Origin of the sequence: Panacagrimonas perspica, from assembly GCF_004364935.1 — a bacterium.
In the GTDB taxonomy this organism is placed as follows: Bacteria; Pseudomonadota; Gammaproteobacteria; order Nevskiales; family Nevskiaceae; genus Panacagrimonas; species Panacagrimonas perspica.
Genome location: NZ_SOBT01000008.1, coordinates 2009989 through 2033080 on the forward strand (window position 1 = coordinate 2009989; position 23092 = coordinate 2033080).

Here is a 23092-nt window from a genome sequence, read left to right on the forward strand (position 1 = left end):
AGCTGGCTAGGCTTTTAACCTGCGTCAATCACAACGCGGGCCCGATTCGGGTCCAGCGGACGGTACCGATCCCCGGTTCATGCCCGCATACAAGGAGGAGATGGTGGGAAAGCTCATCAATATCGACAACGGCGGCACGCTGACCGACATCTGCGTGATCGACGGCAATCAGGTCCATAGGACCAAAACCCTGACGACACCGCATGATCTGGCGCGGTGCTTCTTCGACGGACTGACCAAGGCCTCGAAGGCCATCTACGGAAAGGAAGACCTGGTCTCGCTGATCACCAGCACTGACCACATCCGCTACTCGACCACGCAGGGCACCAATGCCCTCGTGGAGCGCAAGGGCCCGCGTCTGGGCATCGTGCTCACCGGCAAGCTCACGGCAGCGGCGCTCAAGAAGGACGCCAAGGCCGGCGAGCTGTTCGATGCCGTCATCGGTGAGCGCATCACGACGCTCGACCTCAAGCTCAAGGGCGAGGATCTCGAGCGCGCTGCGGTCAAGGCGATCAATTCGCTGTCGTCGGCGGGCGCCAACCGCGTCATCGTCGCCCACGGCGGATCGGATCGCTCGGAACAGGAAGAGCGCATCAAGAACATCCTGCTGCGCAAGTTCCCGCAGCATCTGCTGGGCGCCGTTCCCATCCTCTACACGCACGAAGTCGTCGAAGACGACAACGACGTGCGCCGCACGTGGACGGCCATCTTCAACGCCTTCCTGCATCCGGCGATGGAGCGCTTCCTCTACAACGCCGAGCACAAGCTGCGTTCGAACAAGGCGCAGAACCCGCTACTGATCTTCCGCAACGACGGCAACTCGGCCCGCGTGGCCAAGACCATCGCGCTGAAGACCTACAGCTCGGGTCCGCGTGGCGGCATGGAAGGCGCGCGCGCCATCTCCTCGCACTACAAGTTCAAGCACCTCGTGAGCATGGACGTCGGCGGCACGACGACGGACATCGGCGAAGTCAGCGACGGCAAGGTGCGCTCCGAAACGCGCGGACATGTCGAAGGCGTACAGGTGTCGTTCCCGCTCAGCGACGTGCACAGCGTCGGCGTCGGCGGTAGCTCGATCATCAAGGTCGTCGACGGCAAGATCAAAGTCGGTCCGCAATCCGTGGGCAGTGCCCCGGGCCCGGCCTGCTTCGGTCTGGGTGGAACCGAAGCCACGATCACCGATGCCTTCCTCGTGCTCGGCCTGCTGGACCCCGCCTCGTTCTTCGGCGGCGATCTGAACATCGACCTGTCGCGTGCGCGCGCCGTCATCGAAGACAAGGTCGGCAAGCCGCTGAAGCTGTCGGTGGAAGACGCTGCCGCCGCCATGGAACAGGCCTGGGTCGGCAAGATCGCCTCCAGCCTCAAGGAGTTCAGCAAGCCCACCAAGGACACGGTGCTCGCGGCCTTCGGTGGCGCGGGTCCGTTCGTGGTGTGCAAGGTCGCCGAGGCTGCCGGCATCTCGCGCGTGCTGATCCCGGGTCTGGCGGCGGTGTTCTCCGCCTACGGCCTGGGCTTCTCGGACATCGGCCATCAGTACGAGGCGCCGCTGCGCCAGCGTGACAAGGCCGGCTTGAAGGCCTGCCTCGCCGAGCTGGCCGAGCTGGCCGAACGCGGCATGTACGCCGAAGGCTTCGCCTCCGGCGACTACGACACCGAGCAGACCCTGCTCATCACGTCGAAGAAGGGCGACGAGCGCCGTCCTCTCACCAACGGCTCGCTGCCCTCCGGGCTGCCTACCGACGCCCTGCTGTCGGTGTCGCTGGCCACCACCAAGCGTCTGCCCAAGCCCTTGCTCGCCGGCGCCTTCGGCAAGAAGAAGGCGGATGCCAAGGCCACCGGCAAGCGCAAGGTCGCTGGCAAGGATCTGCCGCTGTACAAGGTCGAAGACCAGAAGCCGGGAGCCTCGGCGGCCGGTCCGGCGGTGCTCGAAGAGGCCTATTTCACGGGCCGCATCGACGCCGGCTGGCGCTTCGAGGTCAACGACAGCGGCGACATCCTGCTGAGCCGCGTCTAACAACATTTCACCGCAACGACGCAAGGAAGAAAGAGGACGCGAAGAGACGCAGAAGAAAGAAGGACGGAACACCCGACGAAACGGGATGCCCGGTCCAACCTTCGAATCCTTTGCGACCTTTGTTTTCCGTTAGCGCCTTTGCGGTAAAAAACTTTTGACGTTTGAGGAGAACAACCAATGAAAGTCCTGATGACCGAGAACCTTCGTATCAATCTCGATACGGAGAAGTGGGAATGCCGCCACTGCGACAAGGTGCTCAACTCCGCTCGCGACAACTACAAGCGCAGCCTGCTCGCCTACGACCGTGACCCCCGCGAGATCCACAAGCCGCTGCTCGATCCGAAGAAGTACACGCTCACCTACTCGCCCGACCCGACCTGGTGCCGGCTGATCGAGTACTACTGCCCCAAGTGCGGGACGATGATGGAAACCGAGTACCTGCCGCCGGGTCATCCGCCGCTGCGCGACATGGAGTTCGACATCGACGCGATGAAGGAGCAGTGGAAGCACCGCGAGGAGGTCCTCAAGGAACCGGGCGGCAAGGACTACCCGCGTAGCCGCAAGAGCGTGCATGCCGGCCAGGCGATGGCCCGCATGGCGACCGGAGACAAGGCATGAAGCGCGTTTCCGTCGATATCGGTGGCACGTTCACCGATTGCTTCGTGGCCTGGGACAACAAGTACATCGAGTCCAAGGCGCTCACGACGCACCAGAACCTGGCGCTGGGCTTCAACGAAGCCCTGAAGAACGCCTGTGTCGAGCTGAATCTCAAGGAATCCGATCTGCTCTCGCAGGTCGACTCGGTGCGCTACGCCACCACGCTGGGTACCAACGCGCTGATCCAGCGCAAGGGTCCGCGCCTGGGCATGCTCACCACGATGGGCTTTCGTTCCTCGGTGCCGCTCGCGCGCGCCAAGGGCTACGCCACGGGCCTTCCGCACAAGGAACAGATGGACGTTCCCAATGCGCAGCGTCCCGACCCCATCGTGCCGATCCCGATGATCCTGGATGTGCGCGAGCGCATCGACTACCAGGGCGATGTCCTGCTCAAGCTCGACGAGGATGACCTGCGTCAGAAGCTGCGCGAACTCGTCGACAAGGGCGCAGAGGCCATCGTCGTGACGCTCGCCAACTCGGTCGTGAATCCCGAGCACGAGCTGCGCGTACGCGAAGTCTTCCTGAAGGAATACCCGGGCCACATGCTCGGCGCCATCCCGATGCTGCTGTCGCACCAGGTCGGTGGCCGCAAGGGCGAATACGCCCGCGCGATGTCCACGATCATGGACGGCTTCCTGCACTCGACGATGTATCACGGCCTGGGCACGCTCGAACTGAACCTGCGCACCGCCGGCTACGACAAGCCGATGCTGTGCAACCACAACTCGGGCGGCATGGCGCAGCTCAACTCCACCGATGCGCTGCAGACGGTGCACTCGGGCCCGGTGTCGGGCATCGCGGCGAGCGAGACGCTGGCGCTGCAGACCGAGCTGGGCAACATCGTGGCCACCGACATGGGCGGCACGTCGTTCGACATCGGCATCGTCGTCGACGGTGGTGTGAAGTACTACGACTTCAACCCCGAGATCGAGCGCTGGATGGTGGCGGTGCCGATGGTGCACCTCGTGACGCTGGGTGCGGGCGGCGGCTCGATCTGCCAGTACGATCGCATCTACAAGACCGTGCAGGTGGGCCCCGAGTCCGCAGGTTCCGACCCCGGCCCGGCCGCCTACGACCGCGGCGGCATGCGGCCGACGGTGACCGACGCCGACCTGATGCTCGGCTACCTTGATCCGGCCAACTACGCGGGCGGCCACATCAAGCTCAATCCGAAGCGCTCGAAGCAGACGCTCGAGGAACTGGCCGAGGAACTCGATGGCGATCTGATCGAGACCTGCAAGCTGGTCAAGCAGACCGTCGACGGCAACATGGCCAACGGCATCGCGCGCGAGCTGCGTACGCGCGGCTACGAGCCGGTCAACTTCACGACGCTCGCCTACGGCGGCAACGGTCCCCTGCACGCCTGCGGCATCGCACGCGCGCTCGGCGTCAAGAAGATCCTGGCGCCCCCGTTCGCCTCGACCTTCTCGGCGGTCGGCGCCGGCAACATGAACCAGATGCACATCCACGAGCTGTCGACGTGGACGGTGCTGTTCGACGCCAACCAGAAGAAGCTGTTCCGCGACTACGCCAAGTTCAACGGCTTCGTCGAAGAGCTCGAGCGCCGCGGCCGCGAGGACCTGCTGCGTCAGGGCTTCGAGGCGAACAAGATCAACTACCGTCTCGAACTCGACATGCGCTACGGCAACCAGCGCGTGACGACGGCCGTGGTCACCGATCTGCGTCGCATGGATGGCCAGTCCGACGTGCTCAAGCTGATGGAACAGTTCCACCAGCGCTACGGCGAGCGCTTCGGCAAGGGCAGCCAGGTGACCGAGGCGGGTGTGCGCGTGAACACCTTGCGCGTCTGCTCGTTCGTCGAGACGCCTTCCGTGAACTTCCAGGGCCTCAAGCCCGAAGGCAAGGGCAAGAAGCCGCCCGCGCCGGTGAGCAAGCGCGCCTGCCACTTCGTCGGGCATGCCAAGGCGCTGGAAACCCCGATCTATGGCGAGGACGCGCTGGCGGCCGAAACCGAGATCGACGGACCGGCGATCGTCGTGACCAAGGCGACGACGTACCTGATCGAGCCGGGCTGGCGCTACCGCGCGACTGCACAGCGCGCTGTGTGGTTCACGCGGAACGACTAAAACCCAAGGACTCCGTCGCAGCGCTTTTCTGCGACGGAGCTTGAAAGTGATTGAGCGGAGCGAAGACATGAACGATATGAGCGTCACTCCCGAGGACAAGCTGCTCCTCAACAAATTCCTGAAGGACAACCAGCTGTTCCTGATCGCCGACCCGGAGATCATGAACGACCATGACATCGGTCCTCGCAGCGAGGAGGAAGAGCGCCTGCTCAGCGGCCCCAGCGATCCGCACCTCGTCAACATGGTGCGCGGTCGCATCCTGGCAGCGCTCGACGAAGGCAACACGATGATCGAGCAGATGGGCGCGGCGCCCGGCGCGAAGTGGGGTGACATCGTCGCCTCGATCTTCACCGCCAGCGGCGATCTTTCGATGATCGCGCCGCACGGCGTCGTCGGCTTCGCAGCCTGCGTCCATTACCCGATCAAGTACATCATCAAGTACTGGACGGACGAGCCCACCGTCGGCGTTCACGACGGCGACGGCTTCATCCACAACGATCCGCGCTACGGCGGCATCCACGGCACCGACCAGTCCTGCATCATGCCGGTGTTCTGGAAGGGCAAGATGGTGTGCTGGGTCTCCTGCACCATCCACGAGGGCGAGAACGGAGCGACCGAGCCGGGCGGCATGCCGCCGTCGGCCGAGAGCCGCTACGACGAAGGCCTCAAGATGTCGCCGTTCAAGGTCATCGAGAACTTCCAGCTCCGTCGCGATCTCGTCACGTTCCTGCAGAACATGGTGCGCGATCCCAAGCTGCAGCTCGAGGACATGAAGGTCAAGCTGCACACCTGCCTGCGCATGCGCGAGCGCGTGCTGGCGGTGCTCGAGGAATTCGGCGAGGAAGCGCTGACCATCTCCCTGCGCCAGCACATCGAGGACGTCCAGGAAGAAGTGCGCCGCCGTATCGAGGAACTGCCGGACGGCACCACCCGCGTCCTGACCTTCCCCGATTCGACGCTGCGCGAAAACGCCCTGCTGAAGTTCAGCATGGCGGTCACGGTCAAGGGCGACCGGATGACGCTGGACTTCCGCGGCTCATCGCCGGAGTTCATCAACCGCGCCATCAACTGCAACGCGGCCTCGCTCAAGACGATGCTGCTGACCAGCTACCTGCAGAACGTCTGGCCCGACCTGCCGCAGACGATGGCGGTGTTCGGTCCGATCAAGATGCTGTTCGATGAGAAGTCGGTGCTCAACGGCTCGTTCGAGACGCCGCAGCCGATGAGCCTCATCCCGCTGTTCAAGGCGATGACGATCCCGGTCATCCCGATGACCAAGCTCAGCTACTCGCTGCCGCACCGCTACACCGCGGTCGTGGCGCCGCAGTACGACCAGCCGGGCACGTTCATCTACGGTGGCCTCACGCAGAACGGCGAGAACGTCGGCAACTTCTGCGCGGACATCAACGGCAACGGCCAGGGCGGTCGCAACCACCGCGACGGCGAGCACTCGGTGTCCCCGCCCTTCGCCGCCAACTGCGACATCGGCGAGATGGAAGTCATCGAAGAGGAACTGCCGATCGTGCGCCTGGGTGCGTTCACCCTGGCCAGGGATCGCGTCGGCTTCGGCAAGTACCGCGGCGGCCTGGGCTACGAGATGATCGCCTCGACGCGCGGCACGGACATGTGGGGGTTCATGACGGGCTGCACCGGGTCGCTGTTCACGCCCTCGCAGCCGCTGTTCGGCGGCTACGGCCCGCCGGTGTACCCGCTCTGCAAGATCCAGAACGTCAACATCTTCGATCAGCTCGAGAAGGACCCGGGCAACATCAAGTTCGACATCCTGGACCTGATGAACAACCAGACGGTCGAGGGCGGCAAGTACTCCACGCACCCGATGGCGATGACGTTCGAGCTGTGCCAGAACGGCGAGGTCTACATGATGTGCCAGGGCACCGGCGCCGGATACGGCGACGTGCTGCTGCGTGATCCGGCACACGTGATGAAGGACATCGAGGAGAGCCTGATCTCGCACGAGACCGCGCTGGACATCTTCAAGGTGGTCTACGACCAGGCGACGCTGCTCGTCGACGAAGCTGCCACGAAGAAGCTGCGCGACAACGAGCGCAAGTCGCGCCTCAAGCGCGGCAAGCCCTTCGACAAGTTCGTGAAGGACTTCGTCACCAAGGAGCCGCCCGCGTACCTGCCCTACTACGGCAGCTGGGATGACCCGACGGTCATCTACGGCACCAGCCAGGGCAAGCGCATCAAGATGAAGGCTTCAGAGATGCAGAGCATGTTCATGCCAAATCCCAAGGACGAGAAGATCAAGTCCTTGGAGAGCCAGCTGGACACGGTGAAGGCGCAGCTCGAAGCCTGCCGCGCGAAGGGCAAGGCCAGCGTGAAGGCGGTTGCCAAAGCCAAGAGCAAGTCGAAGAAGAAGTAGGAAGAAGCTGAAGCAATCGGCCCCTCTCCCGAAAGGCAGAGGGGCCTTTTTTTGTTGGGCTGAACGTTTCTGCGGGGCCCCGTTCGGGTTTGTCCTAGGACGCTTCCCGCTGTCTTCGCGGGCACCATGCCGGCTCGGATCTACTTTTCCTGCTGGAGACCTCGATGGACGTCCGCATTTCGATGATCGGCCTGGGCCGCATGGGCTCGGCTCTGGCGCGCGGCTTCCTGCGCTGCGGTGCTCAGGTGACCGTCTGGAACCGTGATGCTGCCAAGGCCGAAGCGCTGCGGGGCGAAGGCGCAACGGTGGCGCGCTCGCTGGCCGAGGCGCTCAAGGCCAGTGACCTGATCGCCGTGTCCGTGCTCGACACGGCGGCGAGCCATGCCCTGCTCTTCTCGCCCGCATCGGCACCATTGCTGCGCGGGAAGGCCGTTCTCGACTTCACGACGAGCACGCCCGCCGTCGCTCGCGCAGCGATGCAGCACGCAACGGATGCGGGAGCGCAGTATCTCGACGGCGCGCTGATGTGCTACCCCAGCGGTGTCGGCACGCCCAACGCGACGATCCTGTTTTCCGGCGCCAAGACCGTGTTCGACCGTTACGAGCCGCAGCTCAAGGCGCTCGGCAACGCGATGTTCCTCGGCGAGAAAGCCGGCGCCGCCGCGACGCTCGACCTGGCGCTGCTGGATTTCTACTACGGCGCGACCGCCGCGATGCTCCACGGAGTCGCGATGTGCCAGTCCGAAGGCTTCCCGCTGGAGATCTACGCCAAGGCGCTCGGCGGCTTCGCACCGATCGTCGCGCAGACCGCGGAACTCGCCGCGACGATGGTGCCGGCCCGCAACTACACCGGCTCCGAGGCCACGAACGACATCCATGCCGCGGCGCTGGCGCTGATCGTGCAGGCCGCGAAGGACGCGAAGCTCGATCCGTTTCCGGAACAGATCATGGGCTACTTCAAGTCGGCGCTGGCCAAGGGCCACGGGCCCGACGAGATCGTGGCGCTGGTCGAGACGATGCGCCCGTAGCGCGCGCTCCGCGCACGATCGCCGACGAGATGAACGCGGGCGAGAAAGGGGAAAAGCGCGTGCGCGGAGCGCACCCTACGCGACCAGGCCGTCGCGCGTCGTGACCGCCTTCTCGCAAGTCTGCTTGTAGAGCGGGAACCCGCCGAGGAACAAGGTCGCAGCGCGCGGCTTGCCCGGAATGTTGTCGCCCATGTAGTAGTTCTTGCCCTTCGTGAACAGCGTCATGTTCGCGATGGCGTTGGTCAGATCCGACCACTCCTTCTCGGCCGCGGGCGTGGCCTCGACGACGTCGCCCGATCCGCATCCATCCAGGAACCTCTCGATCTGCTCGACCTGGTACTCGGCCAGCAGCACCGGGTTGTAGAACGGACTGCCTGGGCCGAACAGCCAGAACAGGTTCGGAAATCCGTTCGCCATCATCCCCAGGTAGGTTTTGATGCCCTGAGACCAGTAGTCCTTGAGGCTGCGCCCGTCGCGCCCGCGGATGTCGATACGCGACATCGCGCCGGTACCCAGGTCGAATCCGGTGGCGAAGATGATCACGTCCAGCGGCACCTCGCGGTCGCCGACGACCAAGCCCGTGCGCGTGAATTTCCGGATCGGTTCGGCACGCAGGTCCACGAGCTCGACGTTGTCGCGGTCGAAGGCCTCGCAGTAGCCGGTGTCGCCGGCCAGCCGCTTGGTCAGTACCGGGTTCTGCGTCGGCGTGAGCTTGCGCGCGACCTCCGGGTTCTTCACGCGCGACCGGATCTTGTCGTTCATGAAGGCTTCGAGCGTGCGGTTGGCTTTCTCGTCGACCAGCAGATCGACGAACGCGTGGTAGAAGCACAGCCCGCCCGAGGCCCAGCGCTCTTCGTAGACGCGCGTGCGCTCCTCGTCGCTGACATCGGACACCTTGAGCGTCGGCGGCGGAACCGGCTTCGAGTGCACCGTCGTGAATCCCGCACCGGATGCCCATTGGGCGTCGCGCAAGACTTCGTACGTTGCCTTGCGGGCACGCGTGTCTTCCGCATCCGCCTTGTGGTTCTGCAGCGGCACCGTGTACGACGCCGTGCGCTGGAACACCGTGAGCTGCCTGGCCTGCCGGGCGAGAATGGGCGTGAGCTGCACGCCCGAGGCGCCGGTGCCGATGATGCCGACGCGCTTGCCCTCGAAGTTCACCGGCTCGCGCGGCCAGCGCGAACTCTGGAGCTTCAGGCCCTGGAATTCGTCGGCGCCTTCGAAGTCGGGCCGGTAGGGATCCGAGTAGGTCCCGGTGGCGGCGACGACCACGCGCGCCGTCACCGTCTCGCCGCGATCCGTGACGACCGTCCAGTGCCGCGTCGACTCGTCGTAATGGGCCGCCGTGACGCGCGTGCCGAACTGGATGTCCTCGCGCAGGCCGAAGCGGTCGGCCACGTGGTTGCAGTAGCGCTCGAGCTCGGGCTGTGGCGGGTAGCGTTCGCTCCACTCCCATTCCTGCTCGAGCTCCTTGGAGAACGAGTAGGAATATTCGAAGCCCTCGATGTCGACGCGGCAACCGGGATACCGGTTCCAGTACCAGGTGCCACCGACACCCGAGCCGGTCTCGAAGGCGCGCACGCGCCAGCCGCGCTGTCGCGCGCGATGGATCATGTAGAGCCCGCAGAATCCGGCGCCGATCACGACGACGTCGAACGCGGGCGCGGGACGCCCGGACGAATCCGCTGCTGAAACCGCCATGTCGCTCTCCTCCTGCCTGCCGCTCCGGCGATGCGGCCCCGGGTTCTGTGCCCAAGGGTCCGCGTCGCTCGTCGATCACCGCATCATGCCGCAGCGCCTGCCCTCGCCAGCAGGCGTGCGGCCACCACAGTCGCGTCGGCTCAGGTGATCTTCAGCGTCACGCCGGCCTTCTGCAGTTCGTGCTCGACCTGGATGAAGCCGGTCGACGGCACGCGCTCCTCGGCACGATCGGCCAGTGCCGCGGCCTGCGCCGCAAGCTGCTCCGGCACGTCGTCGCCCAGGCCCAGGTGCAGGCCCTTCGTCAGCGTCACGTGAGCCACTTCGAACGATCCGCCGCCGGCGCACAGCACGGTGCGCGTCGGCGCGTGTTCCGAGGCGAGCCAGACGACACCCGACGTCACCGCTTCGGGCTTCAGCAGATCCAGCGCAGCTTCGGGCAGCACGTCCTCGGTCATGCGCGTGGCCGCGCTGGGCGCCAGGCAGTTCACGCGGATGTCGTTCTTCGCGCCTTCCAGCGCCAGCGTCTGCATCAGGCCGACCAGCGCCATCTTCGCGGCGCCGTAGTTGGACTGGCCGAAGTTGCCGTAGAGGCCGGTCGACGAAGTCGTGAACACGATGCGCCCGTACTTCTGCGTGCGCATGATCTCCCACACCGCCTTGGTGCAGTTCACGGCTCCCATCAGGTGCACGTCGACGACGGTGCGGAAATCCGCGAGGTCCATCTTCGCGAAGGTCTTGTCGCGCAGGATGCCGGCGTTGTTGACCAGGATGTCGATGCGTCCCCACTTGGCCATGACGTCCGCCACCATCTTCTCGACGGCCGCGACGTCGGTCACCGACGCGGCGTTCGCCATCGCCTCGCCCCCGGCCGCGACGATCTCGTCAACGACCTTCTGTGCCGCCGTGGCCGAACTGCTGGTGCCGTCGCGTGCGCCGCCCAGATCATTGATCACGACCTTCGCGCCGCGCTTGGCCAGCGCCAGCGCATGCGAGCGCCCCAGACCATTGCCGGCACCGGTGACGATTGCGACCTTGCCATCGAACTTCAGCGTCATTTCCTGCTTCCTTCCTGATTCGGGACATTCCCAGAGCGGAATGATGCCATTGCAGGAGCAGGCGCAGCCCGGACGAAGTCTGGGGTCCTTGCCATCTACGGACGAATGACCCGGACTTCGTCCGGGCTACGGCAGGGCCTAGCCCATCCGCATCAGCGACGCGCTCGCCTGGTCGTTCTGCTCGGCGGTGCGCATCAGCTTGACCTGCATCTCGAACTGCCGCGCCAGCGCGATCATCGTGACCATCGACTCGGCCAGGTTCACGTTGGAGCTCTCCACGGCGCCGCTGGTCATCACCGCGCCGGACGCATCCTCGGGTGTCTGTCCGGCGCGCGCGCGCATCAGACCGTCCGAGCCGCGTTCGAGCTGGTCGGCCGTCGCATCGACGACCTTGAGGCGACCCACCGTCACCGGCGCTTCGGGGCCCTGCCCCAGTGGCACGACCGTCACGGTGCCGTCGTTGCCGATGGCGATCTGCGAGTTCGGCGGCACCGACAGCGGCCCGCCATCGCCCATCACCATGTGGCCACCGCCGTTGCGCAGCAATCCGTCCGCACCGACCTGCAGATCGCCGGCGCGCGTATAGGCCTCGGATCCGTCCGGCGCCTGCACGGCGAGCCAGCGATCGGGCGCGAGCGCCACGTCCAGCGGGTTTCCGGTCTGCATGATGCTACCCAGGCTGCCGTCGAAGCCCTGGCCCTGCAGCTGCGTGTTGACGCGCGTAGGCATCAGCGGACCGTCGACCGCGACGGCCTGCTGCGCCGCGAGTTCGGCCTTGAAACCGACCGTGCTCGCGTTCGCAAGATTGTGGCTGTTGACCGCCTGCGCCTTGAGCGTCTGGGCAGCTCCGGTCATCGCAACGTAAAGCGCGCGGTCCATGTGCTTTTCCCATCAAAGGACGGGGCCGACAGGCCCCGTTTGAAAGTAATTAACGGATGTTGATGATCGTCTGCGTGACCTGGTCGCTGGTCGAGATCATCTGCGCGTTCGCCTGGAAGTTGCGCTGCGCGGTGATCATGTTGACGAGCTGTTCGGTCAGGTCCACGTTCGAGGCTTCGAGTGCGCCGGACTGCACGAGCCCGAAGCTGCCCGATCCGGCGATGCCGCGGATCGCGCTGCCGGCGTTGAACGTCTCGCCCCAGGTCGTGTCGCCGAGCTGCTGCAGGCCCTGCTGGTTCGGGAACGTGGCGAGTGCGAGCTGGCCCAGCGGCGCGGACTGGCCGTTGGTGTAGCGGGCCTGCACGACGCCGCCATCACCGACCTCGATGCCGCTCAGGCGCCCGGTGGTGTAACCGTCCTGGCCCAGACGGCTGACGTTGAAGCGTTCGCCGTACTGGGCGGACGCCGACAGATCCAGCGTCATCGCCAGCGGCGCCGAGCCGTTGGTGGTGGGCACGGACGGCAGCGTAATCTCGCCGCCGGCCGGTGAGGTCAAGGTGCCGGTGTTCGAGTACGTCAGCGTCTGCGGCGTGCCGACGTCGACGCCGTCCACCCGCATGTGCAGGTTCCACTCGTTGGGGTTGGCGGTCTTGGCGAAGAACAGGCTGGCCTGGTGCGAGGCGCCGAGCGAGTCGTAGATCGTGACCGCGGTCGTGTGATTGAAGCTGGTCGGATCGGTGGCGTCGAACGTCGCGGTGGCCGGCACGCTGGCGTTGGCCGGCAGCGTGTAGTTGGCCTCGATGCTGGTCGTCGGCGCCGGCGGATTGTCGGCCGTCGACATGCGCAGATCGCTGAGCTGCGCGGTGTCGAAATTGTCCGTGCCCGCGATCGGCGGAAACACCTGCAGGCGCTGGCCCGAGGCGTTGACGACATAGCCGCCGCGATCGGTGCCGAACGCGCCGGAGCGCGAGTACACCATCGAGCCGTTGTCCGACATCGTGAAGAAGCCATCGCCCGAGATCGCCAGATCAAGCGCGTTGTTCGTGAAATTGACGGTGCCCTGCGAGAACTGCTGGGCGACGCGATCCAATCGCGCGCCAGACCCGATGGCGTTCTCGGACAAGCCGTATGCCGTCACCGGAAAGAAGTCCGCGAACTGCGCGCGCGACTGCTTGAAGCCGTTGGTGTTGGCGTTGGCGATGTTGTTGGCCGTGGTTGCCAGATCGGCCTGGGCGGCATTCAAGCCGGAGAGTGCGATGCGAAAGGACATTGTCGTGACTCCTGTTGGAACGGGGCGCGCGTTGCCGACGCGCCGCTCAGAGAATTTCGCGGACCGCGGACAGCGCGACCGGATCCATGCCGTAAAGATTGAGACTCAGGCCCGCGCTGCCGAGCGACACGCTGCTGACCATGCCCATCAGCTGCGTCGTCACGGCCTTGGTGCCGGATTCGTTCATGACCTTGGCGGTCACGCCGTAGCTGCCCTGCTCGACGCGATTGCCGGCGTCGTCGAGACCGTCCCACGTGAAGCTGGCATCGCCGACGGGCTTGGTGCCCAGGTCCATGTGGCGCACGACCTGGCCCGAGGCATCGGTGATCTCCACCGACAACGCGCCGCTGGCTTCCAGCTTGGCACTGCCGGCGACGCCGCCTTCGGCGAACAGGTACGCCTCCTTGCCTTCGACCATGACGCCGTGACCGACGAGGCTCGCGGCCTGCAGGGTCTGGTTGGACGTCAGCGCCGTGCTGAGGCCGGCCAGCGAGGCCTGCATGCCCTGGATGCCGGAGACGGTCGAGAACTGCGCGATCTGGCCGAGGAAATCGCCCGACTCCATGGGTTTCATCGGATCCTGGTGCTGCATCTGCGCGGTCATCAGCTTGAGGAAGGCGTCCTGCCCCAGCTCCGTCCGCTTGTTGTCGGCCGAGCTGTTCAGCGCCAGGCCGAGATTGGAATACGGGTTGTCCGTGTTGACGCCGCCGACGCTCATCGTGGGATCCTCATGCTGTTTTCGGTGCCGCTTACTTGCCGAGCGTGAGCGTGCGCATCGCCAGTTCCTTGGCGGTGTTCATCACTTCGACGCTGGACTGGTAGGAACGCGAGGCGGAGATCATGTTGACCATCTCCTCCACGACGTTGACGTTCGGCGCATAGACATAGCCCTCGGCGTCGGCGAGCGGATGTCCCGGCTCGTAGCGCTTCTGCGCCTCGGCCGTGCTCTCGACGACGCCGAGCACACGCACGCCGGCGGATTCGGGATTCGCCGCGTCGAGCTGTGCCTGGAACATCGGCATGCGCGCGCGATATATCGACTGCGCATCGCCGGACACGCTGTCGGCGTTGGCAAGGTTCGAGGCCACGGTGTTGAGCCGTGCGGACTGGGCGGCCATCGCCGATCCGGCGATGTCGAAGATACGCAGCGTGCTCATCGTTCAAAGGCTCCGTGTGCGTTCATTCGCCGGTGATCGCGGTCAGCAGGCTCTTGAGCTTGCCGTCGAGGAAACTCAGGGACGCCTGGTAACGCAGCGCCGAATCCATGAATGCGGCCTGCTCGGTCTGCACGTCCACCGTGTTGCCGTCGACGCTGGGCTGCAGCGGCACGCGGTACATCAGCGCCGGGTCGGCTTGCGTGCCCGCACCGTCGAGATGACCGGGCCGGTCGGTGTTCAACGTGGACGATCCGTTGCCCAGGGCCTGTTCGAGCGCCGTCTTGAAATCGAGATCGCGCGCCTGGAAGCCCGGCGTGTCCGCGTTCGCGATGTTGCCCGCGAGCAAGGTCATGCGGCGCTGCTGGATCTGCAGTGCGTGTGCGTGAATGCCGAAGAGCGGATCGACGGTGCCGGCCATTGCGGGCTCCGGGTGAGGTGTACCCGGGTGCTACAAGGCCTGTGCCAGCGGATGCAGGGCGTCTGATCGGGTAACGGCAGCGGCTTCGATTTCTTTAGTCCGCCCGCGTCGCTTGTGTAGCCCGGACGAAGTCCGGGATGCCAGTTCCGTTGAACGCGAAAAAGCCCCGGACTTCGTCCGGGCTACGGGTTGCGGCTTTCAGCTGCTTGCCTGCAACCGCTCCAGCACGCCTTCTGCCAGATCATCCGCGCTGAACTTCGGCACGAAGCGATTCGCGCCGACCTTCTCCGACATGTTGTGGTTGAACGCGCCGGACAGCGAGCTGTGCAGCATCACGTAGAGATTGGCCAGCCGCGCATCGCGGCGGATCTCCGTCGTCAGCCGATAGCCGTCCATGTCGGGCATCTCGACGTCGGAGATCAGCATCAGCAACTCGTCCTCCGGCTTCACGCCGCGATCGGCCATGCCCTGCAGATAGCGCAAGGCTTCGCGGCCGTTGGCGACGGTCGTGCAAGGCACGCCCAGCTCGCCGAGCACGCGCTCGATCTGCGTACGCGCCACCTTGGAATCGTCGGCGACCAGCGCACGCTTGCCACCGATACCCAGGCCTTCGAACCGCGCCCTCAACGTGTCGCTCAGGCCCGGCGGATTGCCGACGACGTCGGCCAGCACCTTCTCGACGTCGATGATGGCGACCAGCTCGTTGCCCACGCGCGTCGTGGCGGTGAGATGACCCTGGGGGCCGGACGGCGGCGGCTCCACCGAGGAGACGTCCACGTGCACGATGCGATCGACCGCGCGCACCAGGAAGCCCTGAACGGTGCGATTGAACTCGGTGACGATCACGTGCCGCGCGGTCTTGCCGCTGGCCTCGCCGCCGACGGCGCGATGCAGGTCGATCACCGGCACGACCTTGCCGCGGATCTCGGCGATGCCGGCGACCTGCACGTGCATGTCCGGCTGCCAGCTCAGCTTCGGGCAGGGGATCACTTCGCGCACCTTGAACACGTTGATGCCAAATATCTGGCGCTCGTCGAGTCGGAATAACAGCAGGGCCAGGCGGTTGTGCCCGGCGAGCTGGGTACTGCGATCGATGCTGTCGAGAAGGCCGGCGCCCATGTGGAGCCCTGGAACGGTCGTGGAATCAGCCACAGCCACGGCAAGTCCCGGACCAGCCCGCACGTCCGGTTTGCGGCGGACTGCCGTCGGCGCGCGGCTGGAACGAAGCTTGCCAGTCGGACCCCATGATCTACCTGCATATCCGAAGGGCTTGCCAGCCGTTCCTTGGCCTGATGCGGCCGCTGTCGGTGCTGCTGATCCTGTTCTGGTTGTTCTCCAGTCCTTCCGCGCACGCGCAAGCTTCGTATCAGAGCATCCCGTCGATCCGTCTGGCCGCGCTCGATCACGCCCGCGCCGCGTCGCCGGCCGACGCAAAGCTCGACGGCGGACGCATCGACGAGCGCCTCCGCCTCGCCGCCTGCGCCGGTCCGCTGAGTACCCGCACGGCTTCGACCAGCGCTTCGGCGCTGAGCGTCGAAGTGCGTTGCGACACCGCGGGCTGGAAACTCTTCGTGCCGGTCGGCGTCAGCGTGCAGGTTCCGGTCCTCGTCGCCACGCGCGGCCTGGCGCGCGGCGATGCCGTGTCCGCGGCCGACGTCCAGGTGCAGATGCGTCCGCGCGCCGGCCTGGGCCTGTCCTGGGTCGGTTCGCTGGACCAGGTCCTGGGACGCACGTTGTCGCGTCCGGTGGCCGCCGGCAGCGTCCTGTCGCCCGCCTCGTTCGCCGCCTCGCATCTCGTGCGGCGCGGCCAGTCGGTCACGCTGGTCGGCATCAGCGGGGGATTCGAAGTCCGGGCGCAGGGCAAGGCCTTGGCCGACGCCGGCGCCGGCGATCGCATCCGCGTGCAGAACATGGGCTCGCAGCGCATCGTCGAGGGCGAGGTCCGCGCCGACGGCAGCGTGGTGGTTCCGCTATGAGCCGGACCGCTCACCGACCGTTCGTCGGGCTGATTCAAGTTCGCCGGGGGCAGGCCGTTAGCCCGGCTGAACCCCTTTTCAGAAAGCAGCAGGTCCGACCATGAGCACCAAGATCGATACTTCCGTCGGGCCGGCGGCCGCGCCGGCACCGGTGCGGCCGGTGGCACGTCCGGACAGTTCCGGCACGCCGGCCTCGTCCTCGACCTCCCACGCCAAGTCGGCCGATTCGATGGCTCTGACCGGCGAAGCGCGCGCGATGCAGGAATTCGAACAGCGCGTGCAGAACGACTCCGGCGTCGACGAGACCAAGGTTGCGGAGATGCGTCGCATCCTCGCGCAGGGTCTCTACAACGCCGATCCCTCCGCGATTGCCGGACGCCTGATGCAACTCGAATGGTCGCTCTCCCGCACTCCGTAACGCCCGCGGAACGCTCCGCGCCCCCGTCCGCGACGCGCCTGCGCGCCGCCCTCGACGCCCTCACCCCGCTGGCCGAGGAACTCGGCACGCTGCTCCTCGCGGAACGCGAACGCCTGGTCGCGCGCGACTGGGAAGCCGTGCTGCGTCTGGCGGACGACAAGGACGCGCTGGTCCAGCGACTGCAGACCCGGACGCGCGAACTCGAACAGGCCTGCGATGGCCGCACGCCCGAGGAAGCCTTTGCCGCGGCTGGCCTTGCGGACGCGCATGCCGCACTGCGCGAGCGCGCCGCACGGCTGCAGGACGCCAATCGCGAATCCCGCGCACTGCTGGACAACCACCGCGCGCGCGTCGATACCGCGCTGCGCCTGATGAATCGCAACGATGCCACCGGCCTCTACGGCCGCGACGGCTACGCCGGCACCGGCAACATGCGGCAGCGCCTGGCGTCCGCGTGAACCTGCCGCTGGCCCCGGCTGCCCACGACCGCGCGCCCGGCACGGGGTCCGACGTCGTCACCGATCCTCGCGAGTGCTGGAACCTGCTCGCGGCGCTGCAGATGCTGCGTGCGCATCTCTGGCTCGGCCGCGTCGGCGAATGTTCGCTGGGCCTGAGCGTGATCGTCGCGCTCGAACCCGTGACCGCGTCGTTCCTGATCGACGCGCTGCGCGATCCGGATGATCTTGCCCCCGGCACCGACCTCTACTTCGACACCCAGGTCGAGGGACGGCGCCTTCGTTTCGAATGCACGCTGATCGAGATCGTGGAACTGGACGGCGGCCCGGCCTATCGCGCCACCGATCCGCGCCTGGTGCTCGATCAGCAGCGTCGCAACGCGTATCGCGTCCGCGTTCCCGAAACGCTGAGACTGCCGGCTGCGCTGGGCAGCGGCCTGCAGCGGGCGCCGGCGCGCATGCTGGATCTCTCGACGCGCGGTTGCAGCACGCGAGTGGAGTCGCCGCTGTCGGTTGCGCGCGGCGACACGCTGCAACTCCAGTTCAAGCTCGGCGAGTTCGACCTGTCGTGCTCGGCCACCGTGCGTCACATCCAGCGGCTCGCGGGCGCCTCCCGCATCGGCATGGAGTTCGACTTGGCCGAGAAAACCGACGCGCCTTCGCTGGACCAGGCCGTGGCCCGTCTGCAACGGGAGATCCTGCGGCGGCGGCAGTCGTAGAAGGAGACACGGCACGGGTTTTCGACCGTGCGGCGTCTTCCTTGAGGGAGGCCAAGTCAACGGCTAACGCAAAGGACGCAAAGGAAAAAGAAAGGCGCAAAGGATTTTCGATTGATCCTTTGCGCCTTTCTTTGGCTTTTCTCTGCGTCCTTTGCGATGGCCTTTCTTGTTTCCGGGCCGAAGTGCGTCCGGTCGGGGCCAAGATATTTGTAGGAGGGGCGCCAGCCCGACAGGACCGGCGCAGATCGCCCCTAAGCCAGCGCGTCCTCCATCCGACGGAACATGTCGCGCCACGCGGCCTCGCTGGACTTCTTCTCGACGCCCGTCTGCACGAAGCCCATCCAGCTGCCTTCACCACCCGCGGCGATATCGACGCTCACGACGCTGGTGCCGCCGAAACGCCGTGGCGCTTCCAGTCTGAACATCAGGCGCTTGGGCCGATTGACCTCCAGATATTCGCCGACGTGCTCGATCCGCTCGCCGTCTTCGGTGATCTCCAGAATCCGGAAGGTTCCGCCGACGCGCGGTTCGGTCTCGACACGGCTGATCTCGTTGGTGCCGGTCTTCAGCAGCCAGGTCTTCATCAGGCCGGGATCCACCCAGGCCGCGAACAGGCGCTCCGGCGGGATCATCACCTTGTGGAAATTCTGGAACGTGTGAGCGTCATCGGTGGCAGGCGACATGGGCGGATACTCCAGAGGCAATCGAAGCAGATTCTTCGATGCCATGGCCTCATGTACCGCCAGAAGTGTCAACACCCTCGAGGGGGAATCCCATGCTCGCGAGGGAGGACCCTCGACGTGCGCGGCTGCGACGAGCCGCCGGAGGTTCGAGCCGCCGGCCTCGCGGCCGCGACACCCCACGCGATGGCGTCCTCGAGACGATCGTTCCCCCAGAACAGCTCGCGGCCGTCGACGACGAAGAACGGCGCGCCGAACACGCCCAGACCGATCGCCTCCTCGGTCTGGGCACGCAGCGCGTCCTTGGCGGCCGGATCATCGATGCGCGGGAGAATCGGCGCCGGGTCCTGGTTCGCAGTCTCCAGACAGCGTTCCAGCGTGCCGCGCAACGCGATGTCCCGATCCTCCGCGAAGTTCGCGCGGTACACGGCGCGCACGAATGCGGGCAGCCAGGGTTCGGCCGAAAAATGGCAGGCGATGCGCGCGGCCAAAAGGCCGTTGCGCGGGAAGGTCGTGGGACGGGTGAAGGGAATCTGCAGCGAGGCGCACAGACGCTCGAGATCACGCCACATGTAGCGGCCCTTGGCGGGCTGCAGGTTGAACGGCGAATCGTTCCAGCCGAGCTCCTTGAAGATCGGGCCCAGCAGGAACGGCCGCCAACGCGCGCTCACCCCATGGCGCGCGGCCACGTCCTCGACCCGCATCGCGGCCGGATAGGAGTGGGTGCTGGCAAATTCGAACCAGAAGTCGACCGTCATCGAGCCCTCGTCACCCAACGCATCGGATCGAAGTCTAAGCAGGGGCGACCCCAGCCGTCCTGCAGGACGCAAGGGGCGTCCAGGAACCGGAGCTGGGCGCGCGCCGTCACCGAACTCTCCCCCGCCTGCCGCTGTCCTGACATCGTCCGCGCATAATCCTTCGATCGATTGGCGCCCATTGCGGTCCCGCCAGTAACCCAAGAAGGAGCGTCGCTGCGTGTGGCTGTCTGATCTTTCGGTGAAACGGCCGGTGCTCGCCACCGTGCTCAACCTGCTGCTGGTGGTCTTCGGCATCGTCTCGCTGCTGAGCATCTCGGTGCGCGAGTACCCGGACATCGATCCGCCGATCGTGTCGGTCAGCACCAGCTACGCCGGCGCCTCCGCAGCGGTGATCGAGACCCAGATCACGCAGATCATCGAGGACCAGATCGCCGGCATCGAGGGCATCAAGCGGCTGACCTCGTCGTCGCGCGATGCGCGGTCCAACATCACCGTCGAGTTCCAGCTCTCGCGGAACATCGACGACGCCGCCAACGACGTGCGCGATCGCGTGTCGCGCGTGCTCGGCGACCTGCCCGACCAGGCCGACCCGCCGGAAGTCACCAAGGCCGACGCGGATGCCTCGGCAATCATGTTCTTCGTGCTGTCGTCGCCCCATCTCAACCGGCTGCAGCTCACCGACTATGCCGAGCGCTATCTGGTGGATCGCTTCGCGGTGCTCGACGGCGTCTCGCGCGTGTCCTTCGGCGGCGACCAGCGCTACGCCATGCGCATCTGGCTGGACCGCGCGCGCCTGGCCGCGCGCAGCCTGACGGCGGCGGACGTCGAGAGCGCCATCGCCGGGCAGAACGTGGAGCGTCCCGCCGGACTGATCGAATCCAGCGAGCGCGAGTACACGCTGCGCACCGAGCGCCAGTACACGACGCCCGAAGCCTTCGGCGCGATGGTGGTCGCAACCGGGGCCAACGGCTTCCCGGTCCGCGTGCGCGATGTCGCACGCGTGGAGCTGGGCGCGGAGAACCCGCGCACCGCGTTTCGTGCGAACGGCGTCGAGACGCTGGGCATCGGCATCATCAAGACCTCGAGCGCCAACACGCTGGAAGTGGCGCGCGGCGCGCGCGCGATGGCCGAACAGATCCGCGCCGATCTGCCAGAAGGCATGACGCTGGATCTGAATTTCGACACCTCGGAGTTCATCGAGGCGGCGCTGCACGAAGTGGAAGTGACGCTGGCCTACGCGGCGCTGTTCGTCATCGCGGTGATCTACCTGTTCCTGGGCAGTGCGCGCGCCACGCTGATCCCGGCGCTGACGGTGCCGATCTCGCTGGTGGCGTCCTTCATCTTCCTGTCGGCCTTCGGCTTCTCGATCAACATCCTGACCTTGCTGGCGCTGGTGCTGGCGATCGGCCTGGTCGTCGACGACGCCATCGTCATGGTGGAGAACATCCATCGCCGCCTCGAACTCGGCGAGCCGCCGCTGCTGGCCGCCTACCGCGGCGCGCGCGAAGTCGGCATGGCGATCATCGCGACCACGGCGGTGCTGATGGCGGTGTTCACGCCGCTGGCCCTGCTCGAAGGCAACGTCGGGCGCCTGTTCAGTGAGTTCGCGCTCGCGCTCGCGGCCTCGGTGGGCTGTTCGGGCGTGATCGCGCTGACCTTGTCGCCGGTGCTGTCGGTCTGGCTGCTGCGTGCGCATCAGGACCGCGGCGCGTTCTTCACGCGTTTCGACGCGATGTTCGACCGCTTCACCGAGGCCTACCTGCGCCTGCTGCATCACTTCGTCGCCAAGCCGCTGCTGTCGGCGGTCGCGCTCGCCGGCCTGCTCGGCGCGATCGTCGCGCTGTTCCTGCTGATCCCGAAGGAATTCGCACCGCAGGAAGACCGCGGCATCCTGCAGGTGAACGTCACGGCGCCCGAGGGCGCGAGCTTCGCCTACACGGCCGGCGTGATGGAGCAGGTCGAAAAGCCGCTGCTCGATCAACTCAACCAGGGCGAGATCTCGCGCGTGCTGTTCCGCCTGCCCGGCTTCGGCGGCGCCACCCAGGTCAACACGGGTTCGGTGGGCGTCACGCTCTCCGGCTGGAAGGAACGCGAGCGCAATTCCACCGAGATCTCCAACGACATCACGCGCTCGCTGGCCGACGTCACCGGGGCACGCGTGGTGGTCACGCAGCGCGGCGCCTTCGGCAGCCGCGGCGGGCAGCCGGTGCAGATCGTCATGGGCGGACCGAGCTACGAGGAGCTGGCCGGGTGGCGCGACCGCGTGCTGGCCCGCGTCGAGAAGGAGCTTCCGAAGCTGGTGAAGGTGGACACCGACTACAAGGAGACCAAGCCGCAGTTCCAGCTCGACATCGACGTGGGTCGTGCCGGCGACCTGGGCGTGCGCGTGGGCGACATCGCGCAGGCCATCGAGTCGATCTTCGGAGAGCGTCGCGTGACGCGCTACCAGGATCGCGGCGAGGAATACGAAGTGATGCTGCAGGCGCCTGCCGAGGATCGCACCGATCCGGCCGCGCTCGGAGAGGTCTACGTGCGCGCGCAGTCGGGCTCGCTGGTGCCGCTGTCCAACCTCGTGCGACTGCGCGACGACGCGGCAGCGGCCACATACAACCGCGTCGATCGGCTGCGCTCGATCACGATCTCCGCGAACCTCGCGCCCGGCTACACGCTGGGCATCGCGCTGGCGGCGCTCGAGCGCATCGTGCGCGAGGAAAGCGGCGGGCAGGCGCGCATCGCGTACGCCGGCGATTCGCGGGAGTTCAAGGAATCCAGCACCGCGCTGTACTTCACGTTCGCGATGGCGCTGGTGATCGTCTACCTCGTGCTCTGCGCGCAGTTCGAGAGCTTCATCCACCCGGTCGTGATCCTGACGACGGTGCCGCTGGCCCTGTTCGGCGCACTGATCGCGCTATGGCCGCTGGGCATGACGCTCAACGTGTATTCGCAGATCGGCATCGTGATGCTGGTGGGCCTTGCGGCGAAGAACGGCATCCTGATCGTGGAATTCGCCAACCAGCGGCGTGACCAGGGCTTGAGCTTCGACGACGCGCTGATCGATGCCGCGCGCATCCGCCTGCGCCCGATCCTGATGACGTCAATCGCCACGATCGCGGGCGCGATCCCGCTGATCATGACCAGCGGCGCGGGTTACGAAGCGCGCCGGATTTTGGGCGTCGTCATCGCGTTCGGCGTGGCGTTCTCGACGGTGTTCACCTTGTTCATGGTGCCGGCGTTCTATTCGGCGCTGTGCCGCAAGACCGGCTCGCCGGGGCGGCATGCCGCGAAGCTTGCGCAGGAAGATCAGCTCGTCGCGCCGACGGACGAAGTCGCCGCGAAGTAGGCCGTAGCCCGGGCTTCGCCCGGGGTTCCTGCTCGGAGATTTCCTCGCGTTGATGGAGGAACCCCGGGTTTCACCCGGGCTACGGGCTGCCACA

20 protein-coding genes are annotated in these 23092 nt (G+C 66.3%); 10 read left to right on the forward strand and 10 right to left on the reverse strand.

What is annotated here, in order from left to right; translation table 11 throughout:
- Positions 1 to 79 precede the first annotated feature (79 nt).
- From DFR24_RS09100 to DFR24_RS09120, 5 genes are all read left to right on the forward strand, one after another.
- Positions 80 to 2014: a hydantoinase/oxoprolinase family protein gene (locus tag DFR24_RS09100; RefSeq protein WP_246051569.1), complete on the forward strand. Its 1935-nt coding sequence runs from the start codon at positions 80 to 82 to the stop codon at positions 2012 to 2014.
- Positions 2015 to 2191: 177 nt separating this feature from the next.
- Positions 2192 to 2632, forward strand: coding sequence for an acetone carboxylase subunit gamma (locus DFR24_RS09105; RefSeq protein WP_133880948.1), 441 nt, complete (start codon positions 2192 to 2194; stop codon positions 2630 to 2632).
- On the forward strand, positions 2629 to 4758 hold the full coding sequence (locus tag DFR24_RS09110; protein ID WP_133880949.1) for a hydantoinase/oxoprolinase family protein: 2130 nt from the start codon (positions 2629 to 2631) through the stop codon (positions 4756 to 4758). Before DFR24_RS09105 ends, DFR24_RS09110 begins: the two co-directional genes overlap by 4 nt.
- Positions 4759 to 4825: 67 nt before the next feature.
- Entirely contained in the window at positions 4826 to 7144 is a 2319-nt protein-coding gene (locus DFR24_RS09115; RefSeq protein WP_133880950.1) for a hydantoinase B/oxoprolinase family protein, read from the forward strand.
- Positions 7145 to 7308: 164 nt separating this feature from the next.
- Entirely contained in the window at positions 7309 to 8172 is an 864-nt protein-coding gene (locus DFR24_RS09120; protein ID WP_133880951.1) for an NAD(P)-dependent oxidoreductase, read from the forward strand.
- A gap of 75 nt (positions 8173 to 8247) precedes the next feature.
- Here DFR24_RS09120 and DFR24_RS09125 read toward each other — a convergent pair whose 3' ends face one another.
- The 8 genes from DFR24_RS09125 to DFR24_RS09160 all read right to left on the reverse strand — a co-directional run bounded on the left by DFR24_RS09125 (position 8248) and on the right by DFR24_RS09160 (position 15771).
- Positions 8248 to 9873 carry a flavin-containing monooxygenase gene (locus tag DFR24_RS09125; protein ID WP_133880952.1) on the reverse strand — a complete coding sequence of 542 codons (1626 nt, stop codon included), beginning with the start codon at positions 9871 to 9873 and terminating at the stop codon, positions 8248 to 8250.
- A gap of 140 nt (positions 9874 to 10013) precedes the next feature.
- Positions 10014 to 10928 carry an SDR family NAD(P)-dependent oxidoreductase gene (locus DFR24_RS09130; RefSeq protein ID WP_133880953.1) on the reverse strand — a complete coding sequence of 305 codons (915 nt, stop codon included), beginning with the start codon at positions 10926 to 10928 and terminating at the stop codon, positions 10014 to 10016.
- A 138-nt stretch (positions 10929 to 11066) separates the two neighbouring features.
- Positions 11067 to 11807, reverse strand: a complete 741-nt coding sequence (locus DFR24_RS09135; RefSeq protein ID WP_133880954.1) for a flagellar basal body rod protein FlgF — start codon at positions 11805 to 11807, stop codon at positions 11067 to 11069.
- Positions 11808 to 11856: 49 nt separating this feature from the next.
- Entirely contained in the window at positions 11857 to 13077 is a 1221-nt protein-coding gene (gene flgE, locus DFR24_RS09140) for a flagellar hook protein FlgE (RefSeq protein ID WP_133880955.1), read from the reverse strand.
- A gap of 46 nt (positions 13078 to 13123) precedes the next feature.
- Positions 13124 to 13795, reverse strand: a complete 672-nt coding sequence (locus tag DFR24_RS09145; RefSeq protein ID WP_133880956.1) for a flagellar hook assembly protein FlgD — start codon at positions 13793 to 13795, stop codon at positions 13124 to 13126.
- A 31-nt stretch (positions 13796 to 13826) separates the two neighbouring features.
- Positions 13827 to 14234 carry a flagellar basal body rod protein FlgC gene (flgC, locus tag DFR24_RS09150; protein ID WP_133880957.1) on the reverse strand — a complete coding sequence of 136 codons (408 nt, stop codon included), beginning with the start codon at positions 14232 to 14234 and terminating at the stop codon, positions 13827 to 13829.
- 22 nt (positions 14235 to 14256) lie between these two features.
- A complete protein-coding gene (flgB, locus tag DFR24_RS09155) occupies positions 14257 to 14652 on the reverse strand; it encodes a flagellar basal body rod protein FlgB (protein WP_133880958.1) in 396 nt (131 codons plus the stop codon).
- A gap of 198 nt (positions 14653 to 14850) precedes the next feature.
- Entirely contained in the window at positions 14851 to 15771 is a 921-nt protein-coding gene (locus tag DFR24_RS09160) for a chemotaxis protein CheV (protein WP_133881543.1), read from the reverse strand.
- A 125-nt stretch (positions 15772 to 15896) separates the two neighbouring features.
- Between DFR24_RS09160 and flgA the strand changes: the two genes are divergently transcribed.
- The 4 genes from flgA (at position 15897) to DFR24_RS09180 (ending at position 18220) form a co-directional block, all read left to right on the forward strand.
- Entirely contained in the window at positions 15897 to 16628 is a 732-nt protein-coding gene (gene flgA, locus DFR24_RS09165) for a flagellar basal body P-ring formation chaperone FlgA (RefSeq protein ID WP_133880959.1), read from the forward strand.
- A gap of 100 nt (positions 16629 to 16728) precedes the next feature.
- Entirely contained in the window at positions 16729 to 17046 is a 318-nt protein-coding gene (flgM, locus tag DFR24_RS09170; protein ID WP_133880960.1) for a flagellar biosynthesis anti-sigma factor FlgM, read from the forward strand.
- Positions 17022 to 17504, forward strand: coding sequence for a flagellar export chaperone FlgN (gene flgN, locus DFR24_RS09175; RefSeq protein ID WP_133880961.1), 483 nt, complete (start codon positions 17022 to 17024; stop codon positions 17502 to 17504). The genes flgM and flgN overlap by 25 nt, the downstream gene beginning before the upstream one ends.
- Entirely contained in the window at positions 17501 to 18220 is a 720-nt protein-coding gene (locus tag DFR24_RS09180) for a flagellar brake protein (RefSeq protein ID WP_133880962.1), read from the forward strand. The genes flgN and DFR24_RS09180 overlap by 4 nt, the downstream gene beginning before the upstream one ends.
- Before the next feature lie 251 nt (positions 18221 to 18471).
- On the opposite strand, the gene DFR24_RS09185 is transcribed toward DFR24_RS09180, so the two are convergent.
- Positions 18472 to 18903: an SRPBCC family protein gene (locus DFR24_RS09185; RefSeq protein ID WP_162851120.1), complete on the reverse strand. Its 432-nt coding sequence runs from the start codon at positions 18901 to 18903 to the stop codon at positions 18472 to 18474.
- Between the two features lie 68 nt (positions 18904 to 18971).
- The gene (locus tag DFR24_RS09190; RefSeq protein ID WP_246051571.1) at positions 18972 to 19952 is read right to left on the reverse strand and encodes a 2-hydroxychromene-2-carboxylate isomerase; all 981 of its coding nucleotides are present in this window, start codon (positions 19950 to 19952) and stop codon (positions 18972 to 18974) included.
- Here DFR24_RS09190 and DFR24_RS09195 point away from each other — a divergent pair.
- Positions 19876 to 22998: an efflux RND transporter permease subunit gene (locus DFR24_RS09195; RefSeq protein ID WP_133880965.1), complete on the forward strand. Its 3123-nt coding sequence runs from the start codon at positions 19876 to 19878 to the stop codon at positions 22996 to 22998. The genes DFR24_RS09190 and DFR24_RS09195 overlap by 77 nt on opposite strands.
- Positions 22999 to 23092 lie beyond the last annotated feature (94 nt).